Origin of the sequence: Streptococcus sp. DFI.7.26 (assembly GCF_022240605.1) — a bacterium.
Lineage (GTDB): Bacteria > Bacillota > Bacilli > Lactobacillales > Streptococcaceae > Streptococcus > Streptococcus xiaochunlingii.
This window is the reverse complement of record NZ_JAKOGN010000003.1, coordinates 1-18,605: the sequence shown is the minus strand read 5'-3', so window position 1 is coordinate 18,605 and position 18,605 is coordinate 1. Positions and strand designations below refer to the sequence as shown.

The window sequence follows — 18,605 nt, the reverse complement described above, 5'->3', positions numbered from 1 at the left end:
ATTCCCATAAACTCCTTGTCAATGGAAACAAACACGTACCCACAGGGTAAATGGAAATAGAAACTGATAATTTCTAGCTATCACTTCTATTCATTCCAAAAATTTTCTCACTCTGATACTTCCCCACGCCAATACAAAAAGCCTTGCAATCAAGGCTTTTCAAACTCCCTTGCGTTCAAAGGTTTCTAGGTTTTTACGAGCAGAGCAACACACTCCACGTGATGCGTCTGTGGACTCAAAAGGTTTGGGAAACCTTTTGAGGATTAACTACGTTTCACTAACAAACTTACACACTCAACATGCGCTGTTTCCTTTATTTGTACACTTTTTTTCGTCATCGGTTACGGCATTAAAACACAATTTATCGTTTTCTATTTTAGCATTCTTTCTTTTAGATTTGTAAGATTTTGCATCTTTAGTCGAAGAATCTCCCGTTTTAAAAATTATAGTCAACATTGCTGGATCAATTTCTCCATCAGAATTTATTCCGCCTACTATTATTTTTTCAACGATACTTTCAAAAATGTCCTTGTCAAACTCCGTCAAAGTCTTTTGTGAAGTTAAAATTTCTTTAAAATTCTCTAATCTACTTTTTATATCAACTTCTGATTTTAAAGTTACTTCTAAGTTTACTTTTTCTTCTAAAAGTTTTTCTTTCTCAATTTGTATTTGATTAAATTTATCTTCATATACAGAATCACTTATTTTTCCATCAAGATTCATTGAAACTAATTTTTCTTCTTTTTTGTACAACGAATTTAATTTACTAACTATCTTATTCAATTCCACTTTTAAGGTATCATCAGTAAGCTCTTCTTTTATAATTTCAAGAAAGTCTTCAGTTAGGTTATGATTTTCATAAAACAACTGTTGGTAGCTCTGTAAAAAAGCATTTTCTATTGCTTTTTCCTCTATTCCTTTACTATGAATGCAATACTTTTTACCTCTCTTTATAGATGTTGTACAGTGCCAAATAATCTTTTTGTACTCTGAACTAGAGTGCCAACTTCTTCTAGACAGAACAGTACCACAAAAACCACATTCTAATCTACTGCTAAAAGGGTACATTCTTGAATATCTTTCTCGTTTACCTTTTGTATTTGCTATGGTTTTTTTGTTTCCTGATCTCCGTAATCTAATTTCTTGCGCCTGTGTAAAAATTTCTGGACTAATTATTGCATCATGATTATTTTTAATGTAGTATTTATCTTCTTCACCGAAATTTATTAAACGTCTCTTACTAATGGGGTCAACAGTGAAAGTTTTTCCCATTAGAATATCACCTTTATACTTCTCGTTTTTAATAATTCCTAAAACTGTTGTATCTTGCCAGTGATCAAGACCTCTCGGAGTTTTATAACCTAGTTCATCAAGTTCTCTAGCTATTGCCCTACCCCCAATACCATCAATGTATCGTTCAAAAATATAACGTACTATCTTGGCTTCTTTTTCATTTATTGATATCGACTTTGTATCTTGATTATAGTCATAACCAAGACAACCTTGAAAACCAATAAGTTCTCCACGTTGCATCTTCATTTTTAAACCTTTTTTAACATGGGCAGATGTATTTTCAACTTCCTGTTGAGCCACCGAACTCAATATCGTCAATAGCAACTCACCATCCATAGTTAAAGTATCAATATTTTCTTCTTCGAAATATACACCAATTTGTTTATCTTTGAGCAAACGAACATATTTGAGAGTATCTAATGTATTTCTAGCAAAGCGAGCAATGGCTTTGGTAATGATATAGTCTATTTTTCCATCAAGGCAATCTGAAATCAATCTTTGAAAATCTTGTCTTTTTCCAACTTGAGTTCCTGAAATCCCTTCATCAGCATAAATGTCAACCAAATTCCAATCTTGGTGCTGTGATATATACTCTCTATAATGACGAACTTGAGAATCATAGCTATTTTTTTGATCATCACTATCGGAACTAACACGACAATATGCTGCTACTCTCCTCGATAAAGAACCACTATTATCATTTCTTCTAGTTACTAAAGGATTTGCTTTTATAATTTCAACGTTATTTGACATGGCTTAACCTCCTATTTATCTGCATTTATTTTACCGCAACCAATAAAAAAGGTCAGCTAATTTGTGTATATTTTACGCAGTTTCAGCTTTATTTTTTCATATTCTTTTTCACTAATAAGTTTTTTTAGGAATAATAGATTTAGCATCTCTAGCTCGACTATATAATTTTCTAAATTTGATTTCAAAAAATCACTTCCCTTTTATCTTTTATCAATCTCCTCCATGGCATGACTGATGAAGTCATCATAAGAATTACACTTGCTGCTCTTTTACGGTGGCAGCCTGAACGGTCAGAAGTATCATTGTATATCATTTGTATCATGGCATATAAAGTATCGCTCTATTTTATTGATGGTTTTAATGTCGCTCTTATCATGGCGAGCCATTCAAAACTGCTCCACAAATGAGGAAAGTACCATTTTGGACTATTCAATTGTCAAAGAACAAATAAAAAATCTCCTCATTTTCACACACTACGAAATTGAGGAGATTATTTTCTAAAGCGAATTTTATCAGGAAAATCTGTCAATCCCAATAGATAGTCTGTACTGACATCGTAAAAGCTTGAGAGAGTTACCAATACATCTGCCGTCAAGGCATGCTCACCCCGTTCAATTTTAGCATAAGCTGAGTTTGTAAACGAAAGTATTTTAGCTATTTGTTTTTGGGTCAAATCGTGATCTTCCCTCAAATCTCTCAAACGTCTGTACATCTAGCTTTCTCCTGAGAAAAGTATAATATATAAAACTAAGAAATCTTTCAAAGTGTCCAAACTGGACATTTTGAACTAAAATTAATTTATTAAACACTTCTCATAAGCATATCTATTAACCGTCTGAGAGCAAAGATTTTATCAACTATTTAAAATTACTGACTTTCAAAAATTAGTCTTATTGTAAAATAAAGTGAAACACAAAAGAAATGTTTATCTAATATATTATAGTCTCAAAAATATTACAAAATTATAGAAAATATTCACAAATCAATCACACAAGCACTTCTCTGAAGCTGAACAATACTAAATTTTAGTTTTATTTAAACAAAGGAAAAAACTGCTTATACTGCTCGTCGTTAGGATAGAAAACGTTCTATTTTTATTTGTAAAACTAACCGAGATTCTGTAATACCGGTGAAACAAATCAATGATAGAAGATCTACTGATAACAGTATTATGCAAATCCAATCTAGAATTTTCATTATCATTCTATAGAAGCTAGCTATTACTTATAACTAAATAAGATTTAGCCTGACTTTCTGACAGAGTTCACATAAGTTAAGAAAGAAAAACCAAGGAGACATAGTATGAAAACTTTTATTCACACTTATAAATTCCAACATTTTGATTATGTGACTATTAGTCAGCATATTTCAGGAGTATAAAAAATTAAGCATTGAAAGTTGCACACTATATTTTACTACTGATTATTTCAAAACATTCCCTCCTAATAACAAGTTACTCTAAGTTGATCCCAGTGGGAATGATTGGTGATATTACTACTCATGGGAGTTTCACCCACTATCTTTTTACGATGGCAGCCTAAACGGTTAGAAGTATCATTGTCCTCACTTGTGTCATGGTTGATAGAGTACCACTCTATTTTATAGCTGACAGTTCTCGCTCATCTCACGGCGTATCTGGCTAAATTGCTCTACAAATGATTAAAGTCCCACTTTGGTCTATTCAGTTGTCAAGGGACAAAAGAAGGGTATTATTCCTTATCCATCTCTAGTAAAAAATCCGTAGTTACTCCATATAACTTTGCTAATTTCTTTAAGAATTGAGTTGGAACATCATGAATACCATTTTCTATTCTTGAATATGTAGACTGGGAACAATTTAGGTATCGTGAAATTTGACTTTGATTATAATCTCTGTCTTTTCTTAAATTTTTTATCCGAATATACATAGAAACCCTTCTGATATTATTTTAATCATTCAAAAATCAAAAAGGGAATCCTATGCAAAACTTGCATAAAGGATTTTTTTTAGAGAAATCAGAAGCTAGAGGGATCTTTATCCTTAAGTAAAAGATATGAACGGAGCAACCGTCCCATAACAAAGTATATTGAAAAACGTTCCAAAGGAACTTAAACCCTGGAACGATTCTTCTATTTGTACTTTTCCAGAATTTTTTCAGCCCACGATAAATAATCCCCTAAAACCTCTATTTTAGCAAACGTCTCCTCGTTAGGTATTTTGTCTAGAAGATAAGTCATAGTAAAACCTACTTCATCATAATCAAGAGCAACGACCATCACTTTCAGAAAAGATTTCAGGAAACGGCTTATTTTCAAGAAATGGCTAAGCACCGGTATAAGATTGAAGCTAAGAATGAGAAATTGAAACAAAGGCACAGTTTTGATGTTGCGAGGGCATCAGTTCTTTTCAACATGGAGTTACAGGCTACCACGACCATATTAGTGGAGAATATGAAGAGGATTATGACATTAATCAACCAAAAATAGAGAAAAGTAAAGAGGAATCTACCCAATTATGAGATAGATTCCTCTTTTGACTCATTTTAGTTGAACTGTAGGACTTACTTTTTCAGAGGGCTCCAAATTTTATTTTCATTTACTTTTTTGAGCCCATAAAATATTTACCATACTTATAAAAAGTAGTAATACTCCAACTAAACTGACTTGTAATGAATTATATGTATTTTCTGAAGTGTTAGGTAAATAATTTTGAGAGTACCCTTCTCGGTCAATAGTAATAATATTGTGTGTGTTTATTTGTTTAATTTCAATAGTAGTTTGAATTCTCTCTTCCAACTCAATTAAATTAACATTATCTATGAAACTATCCCAACTTTGTTCATTTTTATATTCTGATTGTAACATATTCAAATCATATCTCAATACGTTTGGTATATTTAACACTTTTATACCATTTTTTACTGGTAATGTTTCTTCCAGAATTTTTTTTACAAACATATAATTATAGGGCTGATCTTTTAATTTGTATTTATCAATAATCATTGCAATCGTACCAGAAACTTTAGGAGCAGCAAATGAGTTTCCATAAAGATACGTATATCCTCCTAGTGTTGCCGAAAAAATCCAATCTTCTTTATATTTTTCTGCATTAATAAAGTTATTAAGTCCTAATTCTGAAAGAGACAATGTTGAGCCTGCAGGCGCATATATTGCATCAGAATCCCCTTTATTGCTAAAATCTGATAAATTACCTAAGCGATCTATGCCTCCGACCGAAATTGTAGATGAGAAATAACTTGGAACATCAACTACTAATCCTGGTTTTCTTACTTTTTTGCGTGAACTAATAAGTTTCAATAAATCTGACTGATTTGATACATTTAGGGAGTCATTCCCTAATGCAGCTACTATAATTACTCCTTTTTGATTCGCGTAATCAATAGCCTTTTTATACTTCAAAAATGTTTCAAAATCATTTGTTCCGTCCTCATATTCTCCATCAATCATTAAATATTGTCCAGTACTAAGATTGATAATATCATTGCCATCATCTACAGCATCAAAAATTGCTTTTACAATCCAATCTGGACTAGCCGACGACGTACCAAATATTCTATAGACGTTAACATTAACGTGAGGATTTACTCCATTAATATTGTCATCCCCTACAATTTGAGCTACAACAGCCGTACCATGACCTAATCTATCTTGAATATCTGATATTATTCCTTCCTCTCCCTCCTCTTTTCCTAAATATCCTTTATTGGGGACATAGTTTTTTGAGTGATTTGAAAGATTTTTCAGTAATCCAGTATTTTGTAAATCGACTCCTGAATCTAAAATAGCAATTGCAACTTCAGAATTACTTTTGGGATATAATTCATAACTTTCGCCTCCACCAGTAACTTTATCTATATCCCATTTATATTCTCTTACAATCGACGATTCTAAGTTATCTTCGTCATGCTCTAAATTTCCTCCTCTATTATCTAGATGAGAAACATTTTCCTTAATTTTATTATCTAAATTATCTTCGCCTAGTAAATTATTACTTTCAGAGTTAACGATATCGTTATTTAATTGTGATTCAAGTTCCAATTTACAACAGTTTTTTTCTAAATGTTCATCTGTTGTTACAAATAATTCTGCCTCATCGATTTGAATATAAAATTTATTTTGGTCTACTTCTTCTTGATCTTTATTAGAATAGTCAACCTGTTTTTCATCAGATTCAGAAAAACTTTCGCTAGTCTGAGTGTGAGTTATATTGCCATCAAGATTTTTAGGTATTTCTTGAGCAGTAACAGAATTATTGAACAAACAAAAGAATAATATCGCTAAAGTCCAATATTTTTTTTTCATAATCTTCATAAATTTACCCTTTTAATCCAAAACTAATTATTTGAATACAATTGCTTATAAATGCCTCCTAATTCAAGAAGTTCTCTATGGGTCCCAATCTCTACAATTTCACCATTATCCATTACTAAGATCTTATCTGCAGATTTGATAGTATCTAGTCGATGTGCAATTAAAATCTTAGTGGTACCGATTTCACTTAAGTAAGAAGTTGTAATTTGTTGAGATAAATTATCTAAACTACTTGTTGCTTCGTCCAAAACAACTACCGAAGGTTTCGACAAAAGACAACGAGCTAAAAGTATCATTTGCTGCTGTCCTCCAGAAAAGTTATTACCTTCTTCAGCGATGATTGTCTCTAATCCAAGAGGTAAAGATTTAACTACATTGCTAAGACCAATTGAATTTAGATTTGTCATTAATTCTTCATCTGAAACAAAGTGTCCAAATGTCAAATTCTCTCTTAAGGTACCATAACTCAGGGTTGAATTTTGTAACACTGCTCCAAAAATCTTTCTATACAATGTTTGACCAATTTCTTCTTTTTCTACTCCATCAACTTCTATTGAACCAATATTAGGTTCTAATAAACCTAATAAAATTTTAGCTAATGTACTCTTACCTGAACCTGATTCTCCAACAATAGCAACAGTTTCTCCTTTTTTAATAGTAACATTTATTCCTTTCAAAACATAATCATCAAATAATCCATATTTATACCAAATATCTTTTAATTCTATTTTTTTATCAAATTTTATTTCTTGACTGACTCTTTCTGGAATTAATTCGGATTTAGTATTAAACACATCCTCTATTCTTAAAAAATATCCCTTTAATAACATTAATTGTATATAGTTGTCACTTAAAGAAATTATAGGAGAAATAAAGTATGGTGAGACTGTACTTATTGCTACAATTTGTCCTAACGTCAATTGTTCGAATGTTTTTATATTTACACCTACAATAAGGGTCAAAACAGGGAGAATAATTTGTAAAACATTCGTTATACTACTAACAATTGATAAATGTATATCAAGTTTTCGACCTATGATGAGCTGTTTTGTATTAAAATTATCCCATTTATTAATCCAAAATTCCTCTTCTCCAGTTAGCTTAATATCACTATTTTTAGAAATTACTTCAGAAGTAATATTTTGAACATTAACCTTTTCTTTTATATTTTTATCAATTAAATTTTTTGAGATTTTTATGATTGGATACATTACAATAGATAGAGCTAGACTTAGTGATATTAAAAAGACCACCATGTACTTAGAATAGCTAAATAAAACCACAGCATAAACCACAATCATTAACAAATCAAGTATAGCTGCTATAAAATTATTCGATAGTATTTCTCTTATATAAACAATAGAATTAGCTCTAAAAAGTATATCCCCTAAAGTACGTTTTTCATAAAAACTGTAAGGTAAATATATCAAATGTTTCATAAAGTCATAGCTAATCTCTTTATCCATTATATATTTCAAAGACGCAACATATATCTGTCTTAATAAATACATTAGTGAGAATGAAATAGTAAATATAAATAATATAGTAAATAACATTCTAGACGAATACGAATCGTCCTTGAAATTCATGTCAATTATGTGTCTATTAGCTATAGGTACTAATGATTGTATTACATACAATAATGCTGTTACAAAAAATAAAATCCCTAGCTTATTCCTATACTTAAAAAAATATTTTAAAACAGGCGACTTTTTATTATCTTTATGAGGCATAAAGCTATCTAACTTTTTAAATGTTAAAATGATATTTGAATAATGTCTTTCAAATTCACTTATTGACATTCTCTGCCTGCCTTTTGCAGGATCTAAAATATAAAATTTGTTTTTACTAATTTTTTCAAGAATAATAAAATGAGAACTCTCCCAGAAGCAAATGAGTGGGAAACTGAGAGATTTTAAATCTCCTGCCGAAGCTTTAAAAGCATTGGAACTTATATTAAAATCTCCTAAAACTTTACTTATAGATAGGAGAGAGTATCCAGATCTGGATGATGGGTAGATTTCACGTAGTTCATTTAAAGAAATTTCATATTTAAAATAGTTCAATATCATGGCACAGCATGCTAATCCACATTCTGAATTTTCCATTTGATATATCATTGGAACTTTCACAATACTCCCTCCTTGTTCAAAATAAAGTCGATAATTTCTTCTTGTCTAAAATCTACTAATTTCTTTAGATACTTAATCTTTTTTAAATATTTATTATTTTTCGAGTAAATATAGTTTGACAAGGTAAAAACAACTTCTTCTGAAGATAAGTTCTGTGGAATAAACCAATCAGAAGATTTATGTAGTAATTTATAGTACTCACGGATAATATTTTCCTGAATATTTGAATCAAAAACTTCATTATTAGCAATTGTAAATGCTGATCCTTCACCTTTTACTTCAAAGTAAAGGTTTATCAAACATTTTTCAAATTTTGAAAAAAAAGATTTTTCTTTAGAGGTTAATTTTGCAAAATCGTCGATTGTTATATGAGGATTATTATAGAAACTATTCGCAAAGAATCTTTGATATGTTTTTGAATCTTTTGAATACAAAACTATCTCTCTAATAGCATTGCCATCTGTTCCATCAATTGGTAAACATACCGTAACTAGAAAAAGAATTATATTCAAAATAAAAAATTCTGATGCGTACGGCACAAATCCCAAAAGTGCTAATATTGCGACAATTAGGTTAGCTCCACCTCCCCCAAAGAAGTAGAACACCAAATTCCTATCACTATTTTTTTCATTAGTAATGTTTCTATTACTCATTTGACAATAACCGAATGCTAATAACACTGGAAATTTGAAATATATTTTTTTTCTAAAATAGAAGAAAAAGGGAGTAGCAAGCATCTCTAGTTTATAAGATAAACATCTTCCCACTAAAAAATGACCTAGTTCATGTAATATAACTGATATTAACGAAATTAAAATCAATCGAAAAAAATAGATTAATGAATCATTTGGAAAAATTATCAATAATAGGAACAATAACGGAGCCAAACATAAATATATGACAGAGTTATTTAATATTTTCAACATAATACCATTCCTCTAAACTATTAGCTTCAAAAAGGCGTTTTTTCTCCCAATACATCTTCTCAAAATGTTCGGAATCATAATTTTCTAAAATTAATTTTAATGTCTGGTAAGCTCTTTCTTGATAATCCGTTGTTTTGTACTTAATTTTCCCTTCAAGTACATCTTCAATTTTATAAGTTGCCTCCATCAACTGAGCCTCTGCAATATCTTTGAGTGAATTGGTAATTGAAACTTGGTGTAATATCTGTCCTCCCATATATGAAAATATATCTTTAAGATATTCTGATACATTATCAGAGCCGTTACTCTCAGCAACATCTAATGTTACAACAAACTTTCCAGCTAATCGAAAAAGATGGCTCCACCCCCCAATCCTTTCAATAAAGTTTTTTGTGTCCACAGATACGTTTTGTAAATATACAGGAGAAGAGATAATTATAATATCAGACTCTAATAACTCTTTTTTTATAATACCTCCATCATCAGCATTACTTTGCCTATCAATTCCTTTCTTAAACAACTCTTCTGAATCAGAATTAGATATTTTTAGCTCTGAATTGAAAGGTGTCCTGAAAGATATATCAACATTATTTCTACTAGAAATGATACTTGAAAGTCTCTTAGTATACTCTAAAGTCTTAGAGTTATGATTTCGCACTCCTGCATATATAAATATTTTATTCATTTTAATTCATCCTCTCAATTTGAATTTAGTAGATTTTTCAAGATAGTATGGTACAAAAACAGACTTTTGTTGGCTCACATTATTACATATGTTTTGTATTAAACCAAAATCAATACTATTTTTGGAGTAGTTTTGATTTTAGTTTAAAATCATTTCTATAACAGTAGCATATACCTCAAGCCGTTTAGCAATTAGAATAGAACCTTTCTTTATTATATTATTATTCTAATGAAAAGCTACACTATTAAAAATATTTTATAGAATTACATATTAAACTAGTCAATCTTGGTATTTTTATATTGCTTAATGAGTGGACACCTCTATTTTAGAAACAAAACTATAAATTAAGCTAGATCTCAAGTAATGAGGGGATAACTATCTTTTTGTCATTCTGATTCAGTGCGATATACCTTAAAAAAGTATAAGCAATACCAGTCACACCTGTATACAAAGAAAAATTTGGGAAATTGCTTGTTTGGACGATACGATACTCTCCTTCTTTTGATTTATTCATTACAACACTGCACAATAAAGACTCCAATTCCATACTAGTATCCATTTCTTTCATGTAGTCGATGTAAAAATTTATTATGGCCATACTTCCATGGCAAAATGTATCATTATCTAAACTAGCTACAATTCCCTCTGGAACACTTTGGGGATAATTAACTAATGTCCCAAATTCTCCACTACACCACTTCAAAGAATGAATTTTGATTTTCTCCCTAGGAACTAGTTGTAAAATTAATTCTTTATATTTTTTAAGTCTTGTCACTTTATAAATATTTTTTAATGTAAAAATTACACCTGATAGTCCATGGCCAAAACTATATCCAAAATTACTATTATCTCTCTCGCTTACATCATTATATAGCGTATCACCTAAACTTAATACTAGCCTTAGAACACGTTCCCTCTCTATTCCTCTCCTATAATATCTTACTAGTGTATTAATTAAAGGTAGAAGACCATTAATATAGTCAGACTTGTTTGAAACACTTGCAAAATCAGTCTTTTCAAGCTCAGTTAAAACACTCTTTATATAATTTAAGCATGGGAGAGTATTTGTATCGTAATCCTCTATAATGGATAGAACAATGAAATATCCTATATCCCCAGTTAAACCAAATGTGGTCTTAGATAAAGAAACAGATTGCGGAATTGCAGATAACATTTTATTGTACAGTTGAGTATATGATGATTTATCTTTCAATACTTTTACATAGTACATAAACAGTAGTATTCCAGCTCTACCCCTATACATATCATTACCCGTTTGTTCAAGACACCATTTAGAATCTTTAAAATTAACAGGTATACTCCAAATTGGATATTCGTCATAAATATTATTAATAACCAAAGAGTCTGCAATATTTTCTACTTCATTATGCAGAATAGTAACTAAACTTTCATTTGGGAGTTTTTTTCTATTAGATAAGTTTAATTTATATCCTTTTTTTCGCTGATCAAAGCTTGGAAAATAAATTTCAATGATATCAAGTTGCTTTTCTAAATTTTCCAAATTATTATTAGGTAAATATTTCATAAAATAGTCATATCCAGAAAATTGATGTAGGGAAATAAAATGATTTCCAAAATCATCGTAGATTTCATTGATATTTGTATCTGTATAAAAAATCGGAATATCTAATAACCTCATTTGTTCACATTCACTTGCTACAATACCTTGATTAGAAAACTTATTGCTCCAGAGATTTTCCAATGCTTTTTCTCTATCTAACATTTCTTCATAAAAATCAGGATGATATAAAAAAGATAGTACTGAAGCATAGCTATTTGTGTCTCTAAAAAGTACCCTTGTCTTTAAACCATACAAGTTTGCTTTTAATAGCATTTTAAATTCTTCTGTTTTATTTAACTCTTCAAATATCAAATAAAAATCCCTAAAACCTTTTTTGAAATCTTTTATATACTTATCAAATTCTATATCACCATCCCGAATAGGGAGGTTTTTCCCACCTTCAAAATCAATTTTCCCAATATCAAACTTTACCTTATCAGTATTTAAATTAATTAAAACTTGACCATTAAAAGCATCCTTCTTAAAACTTCCTGTAAGAGCACTAATCTCAACATCAAGACCATCCTCCCTTTTTACTCCCTCTGTTGGAAGAAGCAAAGTTCGAGTCACCCTGTGAAACAGGGTATCCAGCAAACTCTGACCAGTTTTATCATCAAATAGAGGTTGCTGTAACATTGTTTCAAAGTCTATTATTACAGGCATATCTCCATAGGAAATCAAATTTTCAAAATGTATATCACACCCATTAAATAAATATATAAATGCTAAAAGCACACCGAAATTATAATAATATTCAGGTAATTTTTTCTTTTGCTCTAGAGGTAGATAATCAATAAATTCTTCATAGCTGTGATCCGAATAAGCAATAGTTCGAGGTATTCTTATCCTAATTTTTTCATCAACCTTTCGGATATACTCAGCAATAGTATTTAGTGAGTTATTGATTATTAAATTTTTAGGCTTGTAAACAATTTTCGCGTCATCAAAGAAGAGTATCAAAACAGTTTTTCCTTGGCTGTGTGTATCACCCTTTCCAAATTTTATATCATTTAATTTCCCCCTTAGCCCTAATTCTTCTTCTAGCACACTAAAATCATTTTCTAAATTTGATAAAATTTCTATAAAATAAGTATAGAACCGAAGACAAGACTCCGATATTTGCCTCAGTAAAACGGGATATTTGTTATAAAAATTTAATATATTCTCTTCCTTGTCAAACAATGTTATAAAATATTTGTACCGTTGCTGCTCCGATTCCCCTTCAAGTAAACCTTTTTCACGCAATGAATTTATCTCTAAAACCAAAGGTTTAACAATCCAAGGATAGATTAAATCTTCTAAATAAAATACTAGAGAGGAAAAAATATTTCCATTCTTGTCAACCCACTCGTATTCTTTATTCTCTAGATAATTATTGATTAATTTAAGCAAATTAATAATAAAGGGTTCCAAAATTCTAGAAAAATCTTTCTTAAAATTAATTCTTTGGGGATGTTTTCTAAATATTTCAAATGAACCCTCCGCAAATTTATACCATTCCGAATTTTCGGCATATTCTGAATATAGTCTTATCTGTTCCTCGGTATAATCATAGTTCACAGTGTTAGAAAATATTTTTTTATTGTAATTATTTAATTTCAACATTTCTTCAAAAGTATTTTCAGAAATAATTGACATTGTAGAACGCCAATTATTTAATGAAAAGTTATTTAAGGAATTATCATTTCGTTCAGATAATATTTGATATCTTTCCTTAATAAACAATGTTTTATGCACATTTTTAAATTTATATTTCATTTACTTACCTCCAACCTATACGACTTACTATTGTTTTTAAAAAAAAACCTCTCTCAAAATTATTAGTTACGAGAGAGGAAAATAAAGAGCAACTTTTATTTTTAAAATTGAATATTTTATTTTTTCTTGTTGTCTTTGCCACAACGAGTCTGAGCTGAACCCAAATATGATGCAATAAAACTTAATGTAGCAGAACATATAATTGATGATCTAGGGTCAGCACCATCTGTGCCACCATAAACCAATTGCATTTCTTCAAGGGATAATTCTTTCAAACTCTTTCCGATTACAAAATCATTTTTCATTTTAATTTACCCCAAACAATCATTATTGTAGCTAAATATCCCCCCAATACCAGAAATAATTGCACTAATGCATACTTTCGAGCTACGTGCAGCTGATTTCAAAATAGTAGGAGTAGGCGTCCAAAGTGGCTCTGCACCATCAGATGCACCATAAATTAAACTCATTTCATCAGCAGACAATGATTTTAAACTTTTTCCACAAAATTTTTCGTTTGAATTAAAGTTGGTCATAACTAATAACTCCTCCTTATAAAAAGTTAAATAAGTTGCTCTATATTTTTCGTTTTTTCAGATAAATTATAATTCTCTCATTCTCGTGCAAAATATCGGGTTTTAATCCGCCTTACCTACATCAAGTCCATTAGACTTCTTTTGTGACTTCACTCGAATGTCATATTGCCTATCTTTCTGAATAAACTGTTGGTAAGGAATTGTATTACTAAACATAAAAACACCTAGTAATACAAATGTAACTAATTTTTTAATTCCACGTTTTTTTCTCATGCAATGAAACCCCTTTCTGTTTCCTTGTTTTTATTCTAACATATATATATTACTTAGTCAATTGTTTTTATTACATTTTGAACTTTTTTTTTTTTTTATTACCATAGAGAATTATTTATTCCTTTAACTTGCTATTTTGAACTAAAAATTTTATAATGAAATTAAGCAAATAGGAAGGTTTATTATCTTTAATGAATACACTCGCAGAGAAATTCAGATTGAAAAGAAAAGAGTTGAGACTCTCCCAACAAACTCTTGCAGAAGGAATTTGTGAACAAAGTCAGATTAGTAAAATTGAGAGAGGGCATTTCATTCCCTCCGCAGACCTTTTGTTCAAACTCTCACAACGACTTGAAGTACCATTAGATTATTTTTTTAATGAACAAATTGAAATTAAATCTAACCTCTCTAATTTCAAGCAATTATCTGCTCGCCTATTGGATGATAGAAATTATAACGATTTAGAATATCTTTATAAAATAGAGATAGAGAGAGGTAGCTTTCTAACACTAGAAGATCGAACTTACCTTGAATGGATTAAAGCTATTATTGACTTCTATCAATATGACAGTAAGTGTGAGGCTATTTCTTCATTGGAAAATATATTATTAAAAGTCTCCTCAAATACTCTGATTTATTTAAAGGTATTGAATACTCTATCTAATTTCTATTCCTTAGTGGGTCGTGAACAAGAATATGAGGCAAACTACTCTCATTTAATGGAGTTATATCAGACAAAAAATTTTGAGCATCAAGAGTTTTTATTTGGCTACATCAGAGTTCGTTACAACTACGCTCACTACCTAGTGTCAAAGGAAAAATATAACGAAGCCATCCAAGAAGCTCTTGAGACGATTGAACTCTGTAAACAAAGACAGACAAGCTACCAACTGGCTCCTCTACTTATTCTTGTAGGAAATGCTGGAGCCAAATTTCTAGACAAAGAACAAGTCAAAAATTATTATATAGAAGCAAGAGAGCTATGCAAGATTTATAACAATCCTTTAATGTTGATGAAGATAGAAAATTATTTGAAAGAATTAGATACTGTTTAGTTAATCTTGACATTATAGTTTTTCTGAAACGTTAAATAACCTGTAAGGCTGATAGTGAAATTAATACTATCAGCCTTATAATTTTTCCATGGTATCTCAAATAACTATACTGATTTTGTTTCCCGTTCTAATTTAGTAACATTTTGATTTCTTGTGTTATCAAATATATTGATAAAATTCTCTAATCTCCTAACCTTATATTCATAATCATCTATCCATTTAGTCATAAATCTTTGATTTTCTTCGATTTCTTTCTCCACCTGCTCCAGTTTGATAGCTGAAGTCAGGTTCATCTTGGCATAGTCATATTTTGCCAGTCTTCTATTTTCTGGGTCTGAGTTGTTGAGATTGATTAAGACCTCTGCTACCTTGTTTAGATGAGCAACCTTATCCTGCAAATCTGTAATGGTCAAATCCAGCTGGGCGATTTCCTTGATTAACTCATCTTTGATTTCCTGGTAAGACTGATTGTTAAGGTCTAATTCGATAAGAAGATTCACCTCTGCGATTTTCTCTTTGAGGTTGGCAATGGTTGACCGCCTACGTTTAGGGATATGCGTGCTGCCGTGAGTAAGTTGACGGATTAGTTCACGCCCTCTCATGTAACGATTGAGGTCTGAACTTTCTTTGTTATAGATGAAAAACTGGGCGGTCTCTCGTATAAAGACATGGTAGGACTTGTCTTGTTCGTTCTCATGAATATCCAAGTTTCGGTTTGGGATAAAGACCAAGCCGTCTTTTTTGACGCCGTAATTCATCTTGATGAAAAGACCTTCCTTGACCACCTTATCAATCTGATACTCGGCTAGAACAACTTCAAACTCCTGAATCTGGTCATGTTTCTCTTTGAACTCCTTATAGGCTGTTAGGAGTTCCTCACTTGAGAGTTTATCCTTGTCCTGATCTTCTTGATAGGTCTTCAAATCATAGACAAAGTTAGTCAAGTCAGACTCTGTTATTCTTTCTCTTTGGTCAAAATAATCCTCAAAGAACTGGACATCGTACAAATTCTTCGTACTGACCTTTTTATTCTCTATAGAAATGGTTCGACCGTTCTCAGTCAAGGTAAAGGTCACATGCTTTTTCTTCAAGGAGATTGTCAGGTTTAACTGCTCTGCCATTTCCAAAAGATGAGAGAGGTCACGGGCTCTAGGCAAAAGAAAATCCAATCGCTGCTCAATGGCTCGTGTCGCAAACTGCTCTCGGAAATAGTCCTCGGTGTAGAGCTGTCTCTTATCCAGCTGCTTACCGCGAATGACCTGTTTCATCTCTCGGTCAGTCATAAGGAATCTGGCGTGCTTGTGGGAAAAATCCATCTCCACATTTAGAGCAGAAGCCTTGGCCAAAAAGTCCTCAAAGTTTTTGCTGTGTTTCATGAGAAAATAAAGCCGTTGCTTGAGTTCAAACTTATGATTGGTCTTGCGGTAAGCCTCAAACTTCTCGTGCGAATAACGGTTAGGCTGGATAATCGTTGCTCCTGCTTCCTTGGCCAAGCGGTCAGAAATCATGCGAAGGTTTCTCTCTTGAGCGTAATCCCATTTGAGCTTCTTGTCAGAATTGAGGTCGACAGAGTTTATCAGGATATGATTATGCACATGGTTTCTATCTGTGTGGGTTGTCACGATAAAACGAAAGTTTCCACCTGTCAGTTCCTTAATGGTCTCGTAGCCAATGCGGTTGATTTCCTCTGGTGTCAGCTTATCATCAGGCGAGAAAGACTGAATCAAGTGATGGGCATGGATTTTAGTTTGTTTGATCTGTTGGCGGTCGTTTCTGGAATCGTAGAGCCTGTCATTGTTAATTAAGTTGGCCTCATACATATCCACCATCTCCTCATAACTAGGAAAAACCAAATAGTTCCTCATGCCAAAATCAGAAACCAACTTCAACTGCTCCGTCTTTTCAGGATTGAGAATATACTTGATGAGGCTCTTGCGGTACTTGGTGCTGTGAACCGCAAAGTGCTTAGTGACTACCATAAAACTCCTTCAGTTGCTGGCATTTAATATTAAAGTCACTTTCAACTTCTTTAATCAATTGACCAATGCCCTGTACCAACAACTCACGGTCACATGGTTTTAAGATGTGAGTCTGATTGACCGTCCGTGCAATTTGATTAAGGTTGTTTCCGATACGTTTCAGTTCAAAGACCAGATCTTCATAGTTGCTGGTATCAATGGTTAGGAAGGTCATGTTAGGGTTAAGCAAAACTTTTCTGGCATAAGCAGAGAAATTTTTACAGCAACTCTGTCCGATACGGTCGTACAAGGTCGCAAGTTCTTGGTCTGTCAGAAAAACTTTTTTAAGATTAGTTCGGTAACGATTTTCCATCCCTAACCTCCCATGTACTTGTCCCGAAAGTCTTGACTAAGTGGGATAGCCTGGTTAACCTCTGCTATTAGCTCCTGTACGCAGGTCAAGATAATCCGTAGGTGCTCTGCTGTGACTTGGTTGCTTTGTTCAGCCAAGGTAGTCACCTGTAAAATATCTCGGCTGATTTGTTCAATCTTTTGAGATTGCCAGAGAGTAAACCAGCGAATCAAAACGTCTTCGTGAGACTCTTTTTTCAATAAATTTTGGCGAAGGAATTCGGAGAAACTCTCCAATTGCTGTTCTCTCATCATTTCTTTTATCTTATTATCCTCCTGTCTTGTTATCCTGAATTGTTTTCTGATTAACTTAATATCTTGTCTCATGGTTTTATCCTTTCAAAAAATTACTTGCCTGACAATGTAAGGCAGCCTCACACTGTCAGTACACTTCCTAAAAGCCTCAAAAGTTTCTTTTTCGGCTTTTGCGAGCTCAGATATTGTGTCCACAATATCCCAAAAATCATATCGCCAGCCGATCAAAACCTTCTAAGTTCTGTCAGCCAACGATAAGAAACTATGGTGGCTATGCCCCCAAACCCCCAGTCAAAAATCAAGACTTGATTTTCTTAGGAATGATATTAGGATAACAGGGAAGATTTGAAAAAGGTATCACAGCTAATATAGTTGTGATTGACTTTCTCTGATTCTATGATAAAATTTCTGTAAACTAATTTTTGGAGAAATAAAAATGCTGAGTCTTGATCAAATACATTTACTATTGAATACTCCCGAAGATGTGTTTCATGATTTTAAACAAAAATGGCATCATTCAAAAACTGAATTGGTGCGTGATATCTTAAATTTTGTCAATACATCACATCACGAAGATTGTTATATCATCTTTGGAATTGATAATATCACTTTAGATATAATTGGTGTAAACAATGATGATAATAGAAGAAATGAAGAAGATCTAACAGATTTACTAC

The 18,605-nt window shown here is 31.7% G+C and carries 16 protein-coding genes; 2 read left to right on the top strand and 14 right to left on the bottom strand.

What is annotated here, in order from left to right:
* Positions 1-294: 294 nt before the first annotated feature.
* The 11 genes from L0M85_RS04685 to L0M85_RS04635 all read right to left on the bottom strand — a co-directional run bounded on the left by L0M85_RS04685 (position 295) and on the right by L0M85_RS04635 (position 14,249).
* Positions 295-2,046: a recombinase family protein gene (locus L0M85_RS04685; RefSeq protein ID WP_238656572.1), complete on the bottom strand. Its 1,752-nt coding sequence runs from the start codon at positions 2,044-2,046 to the stop codon at positions 295-297.
* 490 nt (positions 2,047-2,536) lie between these two features.
* Positions 2,537-2,758, bottom strand: coding sequence for a helix-turn-helix transcriptional regulator (locus L0M85_RS04680; RefSeq protein ID WP_049498444.1), 222 nt, complete (start codon positions 2,756-2,758; stop codon positions 2,537-2,539).
* A 997-nt stretch (positions 2,759-3,755) separates the two neighbouring features.
* Complete coding sequence (locus L0M85_RS04675; RefSeq protein WP_135782389.1) at positions 3,756-3,953, bottom strand: helix-turn-helix transcriptional regulator; 198 nt, start codon at positions 3,951-3,953, stop codon at positions 3,756-3,758.
* 664 nt (positions 3,954-4,617) lie between these two features.
* The gene (locus tag L0M85_RS04670) at positions 4,618-6,357 is read right to left on the bottom strand and encodes a S8 family serine peptidase (protein WP_135782391.1); all 1,740 of its coding nucleotides are present in this window, start codon (positions 6,355-6,357) and stop codon (positions 4,618-4,620) included.
* Positions 6,358-6,380: 23 nt separating this feature from the next.
* Positions 6,381-8,489 (bottom strand): peptidase domain-containing ABC transporter, encoded by a 2,109-nt coding sequence (locus L0M85_RS04665; RefSeq protein WP_135782392.1) that lies wholly within the window; start codon positions 8,487-8,489, stop codon positions 6,381-6,383.
* Complete coding sequence (locus tag L0M85_RS04660; RefSeq protein ID WP_135782393.1) at positions 8,486-9,415, bottom strand: M50 family metallopeptidase; 930 nt, start codon at positions 9,413-9,415, stop codon at positions 8,486-8,488. Before L0M85_RS04660 ends, L0M85_RS04665 begins: the two co-directional genes overlap by 4 nt.
* The gene (locus tag L0M85_RS04655; RefSeq protein WP_135782394.1) at positions 9,396-10,100 is read right to left on the bottom strand and encodes a flavodoxin family protein; all 705 of its coding nucleotides are present in this window, start codon (positions 10,098-10,100) and stop codon (positions 9,396-9,398) included. The genes L0M85_RS04660 and L0M85_RS04655 overlap by 20 nt, the downstream gene beginning before the upstream one ends.
* A 349-nt stretch (positions 10,101-10,449) precedes the next feature.
* On the bottom strand, positions 10,450-13,440 hold the full coding sequence (lanM, locus tag L0M85_RS04650; RefSeq protein WP_135782395.1) for a type 2 lanthipeptide synthetase LanM: 2,991 nt from the start codon (positions 13,438-13,440) through the stop codon (positions 10,450-10,452).
* A gap of 116 nt (positions 13,441-13,556) precedes the next feature.
* Positions 13,557-13,745 (bottom strand): two-peptide bacteriocin subunit PneA2, encoded by a 189-nt coding sequence (pneA2, locus tag L0M85_RS04645; protein WP_135782396.1) that lies wholly within the window; start codon positions 13,743-13,745, stop codon positions 13,557-13,559.
* A 6-nt stretch (positions 13,746-13,751) separates the two neighbouring features.
* Entirely contained in the window at positions 13,752-13,976 is a 225-nt protein-coding gene (locus tag L0M85_RS04640; protein ID WP_135782397.1) for a mersacidin family lantibiotic, read from the bottom strand.
* A gap of 102 nt (positions 13,977-14,078) precedes the next feature.
* A complete protein-coding gene (locus L0M85_RS04635; protein WP_238656571.1) occupies positions 14,079-14,249 on the bottom strand; it encodes a PhrA family quorum-sensing system peptide in 171 nt (56 codons plus the stop codon).
* A 191-nt stretch (positions 14,250-14,440) separates the two neighbouring features.
* On the opposite strand from L0M85_RS04635, the gene L0M85_RS04630 reads away from it, so the two are divergent.
* On the top strand, positions 14,441-15,304 hold the full coding sequence (locus tag L0M85_RS04630; RefSeq protein WP_135782398.1) for a helix-turn-helix transcriptional regulator: 864 nt from the start codon (positions 14,441-14,443) through the stop codon (positions 15,302-15,304).
* Between the two features lie 104 nt (positions 15,305-15,408).
* Here the strand turns inward: L0M85_RS04630 and L0M85_RS04625 are convergent, their stop codons facing one another.
* From L0M85_RS04625 to L0M85_RS04615, 3 genes are read right to left on the bottom strand one after another with little or no spacing between them, the layout of a single operon-like run.
* Entirely contained in the window at positions 15,409-17,283 is a 1,875-nt protein-coding gene (locus L0M85_RS04625; RefSeq protein ID WP_238656570.1) for an SAG1250 family conjugative relaxase, read from the bottom strand.
* Positions 17,270-17,635, bottom strand: a complete 366-nt coding sequence (gene mobC, locus L0M85_RS04620) for a plasmid mobilization relaxosome protein MobC (protein ID WP_135782400.1) — start codon at positions 17,633-17,635, stop codon at positions 17,270-17,272. The genes L0M85_RS04625 and mobC overlap by 14 nt, the downstream gene beginning before the upstream one ends.
* 2 nt (positions 17,636-17,637) lie before the next feature.
* Complete coding sequence (locus L0M85_RS04615) at positions 17,638-18,000, bottom strand: SAG1252 family conjugative relaxosome accessory protein (protein WP_042361122.1); 363 nt, start codon at positions 17,998-18,000, stop codon at positions 17,638-17,640.
* 364 nt (positions 18,001-18,364) lie between these two features.
* On the opposite strand from L0M85_RS04615, the gene L0M85_RS04610 reads away from it, so the two are divergent.
* Positions 18,365-18,605, top strand: a 241-nt coding sequence (locus L0M85_RS04610) for an ATP-binding protein (protein WP_238656569.1), incomplete at its 3' end; no start/stop codon positions are given.

What these genes read in the sequence shown, in the direction of transcription:
- L0M85_RS04680 (WP_049498444.1), bottom strand. Translation starts at nt 2,758, where the DNA reads ATGTACAGACGTTTGAGAGATTTGAGGGAAGATCACGATTTGACCCAA.
- L0M85_RS04630 (WP_135782398.1), top strand. Translation starts at nt 14,441, where the DNA reads ATGAATACACTCGCAGAGAAATTCAGATTGAAAAGAAAAGAGTTGAGA.
- L0M85_RS04660 (WP_135782393.1), bottom strand. Translation starts at nt 9,415, where the DNA reads ATGTTGAAAATATTAAATAACTCTGTCATATATTTATGTTTGGCTCCG.
- pneA2 (WP_135782396.1), bottom strand. Translation starts at nt 13,745, where the DNA reads ATGAAAAATGATTTTGTAATCGGAAAGAGTTTGAAAGAATTATCCCTT.
- lanM (WP_135782395.1), bottom strand. Translation starts at nt 13,440, where the DNA reads ATGAAATATAAATTTAAAAATGTGCATAAAACATTGTTTATTAAGGAA.
- L0M85_RS04615 (WP_042361122.1), bottom strand. Translation starts at nt 18,000, where the DNA reads ATGAGACAAGATATTAAGTTAATCAGAAAACAATTCAGGATAACAAGA.
- L0M85_RS04685 (WP_238656572.1), bottom strand. Translation starts at nt 2,046, where the DNA reads ATGTCAAATAACGTTGAAATTATAAAAGCAAATCCTTTAGTAACTAGA.
- L0M85_RS04640 (WP_135782397.1), bottom strand. Translation starts at nt 13,976, where the DNA reads ATGACCAACTTTAATTCAAACGAAAAATTTTGTGGAAAAAGTTTAAAA.
- L0M85_RS04675 (WP_135782389.1), bottom strand. Translation starts at nt 3,953, where the DNA reads ATGTATATTCGGATAAAAAATTTAAGAAAAGACAGAGATTATAATCAA.
- mobC (WP_135782400.1), bottom strand. Translation starts at nt 17,635, where the DNA reads ATGGAAAATCGTTACCGAACTAATCTTAAAAAAGTTTTTCTGACAGAC.
- L0M85_RS04625 (WP_238656570.1), bottom strand. Translation starts at nt 17,283, where the DNA reads ATGGTAGTCACTAAGCACTTTGCGGTTCACAGCACCAAGTACCGCAAG.
- L0M85_RS04670 (WP_135782391.1), bottom strand. Translation starts at nt 6,357, where the DNA reads ATGAAGATTATGAAAAAAAAATATTGGACTTTAGCGATATTATTCTTT.
- L0M85_RS04655 (WP_135782394.1), bottom strand. Translation starts at nt 10,100, where the DNA reads ATGAATAAAATATTTATATATGCAGGAGTGCGAAATCATAACTCTAAG.
- L0M85_RS04635 (WP_238656571.1), bottom strand. Translation starts at nt 14,249, where the DNA reads ATGAGAAAAAAACGTGGAATTAAAAAATTAGTTACATTTGTATTACTA.